Source organism: Ideonella sp., assembly GCF_041918995.1.
Taxonomy (GTDB): Bacteria; Pseudomonadota; Gammaproteobacteria; order Burkholderiales; family Burkholderiaceae_C; genus Ideonella.
On the sequence record NZ_JAYRUN010000033.1, the window covers coordinates 1 to 3,275 of the forward strand.

Below are 3,275 nucleotides of genomic sequence, written 5' to 3' on the forward strand. Positions count from 1 at the left end.
GCCCGCCCCGGCCCCGGCCCCGGCCCCGGCCCCGGCCGCCGCCGCCGCCGCCGCCGCCGCGCCCTCGGCCGCCCCGGCACCGGCTCCGCAGGCCGCGGCTGCGCACGCGGGCCCGGTCGACCTGGAATGCGACGTGCTGGTGCTGGGCGGCGGCCCGGGCGGTTATTCCGCCGCCTTCCGCGCGGCCGATCTCGGCCAGAAGGTGGTGCTCGTCGAGCGCTACGCGACGCTGGGCGGCGTGTGCCTGAACGTGGGCTGCATCCCGTCCAAGGCGCTGCTGCACGTGGCGGCCGTGATGGACGAGGTCAGGCACTTCGCCGACCTGGGCGTCAGCTTCGGCGAGCCCCAGGTGGACATCGACAAGCTGCGCGGCCACAAGGCCAAGGTGGTGGGCAAGCTCACCGGCGGCCTGGCGGCCATGGCCAAGATGCGCAAGGTCACCGTGGTGCGCGGCTACGGCAGCTTCCTCGATGCGCACCATGTGCAGGTCGAGGTGACCGCGGGTGAGCGACAGGAGAAAACCGGCGCCACCCAGACCATCCGCTTCGCCAAGGCCATCATCGCCGCCGGCTCGCAGGCCGTGCGCCTGCCGTTCCTGCCCGATGACCCGCGCATCGTCGATTCCACCGGCGCGCTGCAGCTGCGTGGCACGCCGAAGAAGATGCTCATCGTGGGCGGCGGCATCATCGGCCTGGAGATGGGCACGGTGTACTCCACACTGGGCGCCCGCCTGGACGTGGTGGAGATGCTCGACGGCCTGATGCAGGGCGCCGACCGCGACCTGGTGAAGGTGTGGCAGAAGATGAACGCCCACCGCTTCGACCAGATCCTGCTGAAGACCAAGACCGTGGGCGCCGAGGCGACCCCGGAAGGCATCCGGGTGCAGTTCGAGGCGGCCGACGGCACCCGCAGCGATGGGCTCTACGACCTGGTCCTGCAGGCGGTGGGCCGCACGCCCAACGGCCGCAAGATCGGCGCCGACCAGGCGGGCGTGGCGGTCACCGACCGCGGCTTCATCCCGGTGGACGTGCAGATGCGCACGAACGTGCCGCACATCTTCGCCATCGGCGACATCGTGGGCCAGCCCATGCTGGCGCACAAGGCGGTGCACGAGGGCCATGTGGCGGCCGAGGTGGCCTCGGGTGACGACAAGGCGCGCTTCGACGCCCGCGTGATCCCGAGCGTGGCCTACACCGACCCCGAGGTGGCCTGGGTGGGCCTCACCGAGGACCAGGCCAAGGCCCAGGGCGTGAAGGTGAAGAAGGGCCTGTTCCCATGGACGGCCTCGGGCCGCGCCATCGCCAACGGGCGCGACGAGGGATTCACCAAGCTGCTGTTCGACGAGGCGACGCACCGCATCGTGGGCGGCGGCATCGTGGGCACGCATGCCGGCGACATGATCGGCGAGATCGCGCTGGCCATCGAGATGGGCGCCGACGCGGTCGACATCGGCAAGACCATCCACCCGCACCCGACGCTGGGCGAGTCGATCGGCATGGCCGCCGAGGTGGCGCACGGCTCCTGCACCGACCTCCCACCCGCACGGCGCTGACGCCCCGGGGGCCGGTGCGCGCCGTCAGCGCACCTGGCCTTCGGCGACGATGCGCCAGTCCTCGCCGTCGCGGCCCCAGTACTGGCGCATCAGCCGGCTGGTGCTGGAGGCCCCGGCGAGCTGCTCCCGGAAGGTGACGATCACCAGCTCCCGGTCGTCACGCCAGGTGATGAGGCTGGTGTCCGCCACCTTCGCAGGCGAGGGCGCCTGCAGGCGGCTGCGCGCGGGCCGGTCCAGCGTGCTCTGGGGCGCATAGAAGCCGCCGAGCCGGCGCGCGTCGGCGCTCTGCCGGGCGGCCATCCAGGCGCCCCAGGCCTCGGCGAAAGCCGGTGGCAGGCCGGCCGAGGCCGGCTGGGGCGCACGCCACACGATCTGGCGGGTGATGAGCACCGGCGTGTCGCGCTCGGGCAGGTGGCTGGCCAGCGTGAGCAGATCGGGGTTGGCCAGGGCCACGCAGCCGTCGCTGTCCAGCGGCGGGCGGGCATAGGTGTCGCGCGGCACGCCATGCAGCAGGATGCCGCTGCCCGTGCGGCCACGCGCGCGGTCGTAGGCGTTCGGGTAGTTCAGGGGCAGGGCGCCCACGCCGAAGCGGTCCTCGAGCGCGCTGGCGTCGATGTGCTGGGTGGTGAAGTAGATGCCCAGCGGCGTGCGCTGGTCGCCTTCCACGAGCTTGTCCACGCCCTGCTTGCCCACCGAGACGTAGAAGTCATGCTCCAGGCGCAGCCCGGTCGGGCCGTTGCGGAACAGGTACAGGCGGCTGTGCGTGGTGTCCACCGCGATGGCATAGGGCACATGCGCCGGCAGGTGGGCGAACTCTTCCGGCACGGCGCCGGCCGGTGGCCGTGCCCGCCAGCCGGCCAGGCGCTGCTGCGCCTCCGCCAGCAGGCCTGGCAGCTCGCGGCCCTGGCCGCCGCCCCAGGCGCCGAGGGCACCGGCCCGAGCCGCCAGCAGGTCGGCATGCACCAGCTGCGCAAGGCGGAAGTGCGGCCATTGCGCCACCAGGGCACCGCTGGCCACGAGGGCCTCGTCCAGGCGCCCGCGGCCGATCAGGCGGTAGACGGCGAGCAGGCGCGCTTCGGGCGAGCCCTGCATCGCCTCGCTGGCCGCGGCCGCCGGCGCGGGGGGCGTCTCATCGGCCAGGCGCAGCGGCAGCCCGTGCAAGGCGTTCGGCAGGGCGTCGTCGAGGGTGGCGGGGTCGGCCGCCCAGCCGCGGCGGGGCAGGTCGGTGGCCGACAGCAGCCCGGCCGCGAGGGCGGCCACGATGCCCAGCAGCACCATGCCGCGCCCCCGGCGGAAGCGGGCGCCCCGTGTCAGCGCGCTCATTGGCCGACCGATTCCTCGCGGATGACCCAGCGCCCCTGGGCGCTGCGCGCCAGCTGCAGGGTCTTGCGGCTGCTGGCGGACAGCGCGTCCGACGTGTAGACCTGCCGGAAGCGCGCCGTCGCGCGGTCGCCGTCCACGGCGACGCGCAGGTCCTGCACCTCCACCTTGATGTGCCGGCGCGTGGCGATGCGGTCGCGGCGGTCCTGTTCCCAGGCACTGCGGCTGCGCGCGCCGCCGCGGAAATCGGTGCTGTAGGCCGCGAAATACGCGGCCATGTCGCGCCGCGCCCAGGCCGCTGCCCACGCTCGCACGGCGGCCTGCACATCGGCCGAGGCGTCCGGCGCCGGCGCGGCCGCGGACGTGGGCGCAGGCGCGGGGCCGGGCTTGGGCGCGGCGGCCG

Annotated in this window: 3 protein-coding genes; 1 reads left to right on the plus strand and 2 read right to left on the minus strand. The window is 74.2% G+C overall.

All coding sequences use genetic code 11. The annotated features are described in order from the left end of the window. Positions 1–1,552: dihydrolipoyl dehydrogenase (gene lpdA, locus ACE3UN_RS18850; RefSeq protein ID WP_374676536.1), on the plus strand; the 1,552-nt coding region annotated here is incomplete at its 5' end. Between the two features lie 24 nt (positions 1,553–1,576). Here lpdA and ACE3UN_RS18855 read toward each other — a convergent pair. Next, on the minus strand, positions 1,577–2,875 hold the full coding sequence (locus ACE3UN_RS18855) for a murein L,D-transpeptidase family protein (protein WP_374676537.1): 1,299 nt from the start codon (positions 2,873–2,875) through the stop codon (positions 1,577–1,579). Then, the coding region (locus tag ACE3UN_RS18860; RefSeq protein WP_374676538.1) for a DUF4440 domain-containing protein at positions 2,872–3,275 on the minus strand (404 nt) is incomplete at its 5' end. The genes ACE3UN_RS18860 and ACE3UN_RS18855, both read right to left, overlap by 4 nt.

Excerpts from the sequence above, each read along its gene's own strand:
- ACE3UN_RS18855 (WP_374676537.1), bottom strand. The coding sequence starts at position 2,875 with ATGAGCGCGCTGACACGGGGCGCCCGCTTCCGCCGGGGGCGCGGCATG.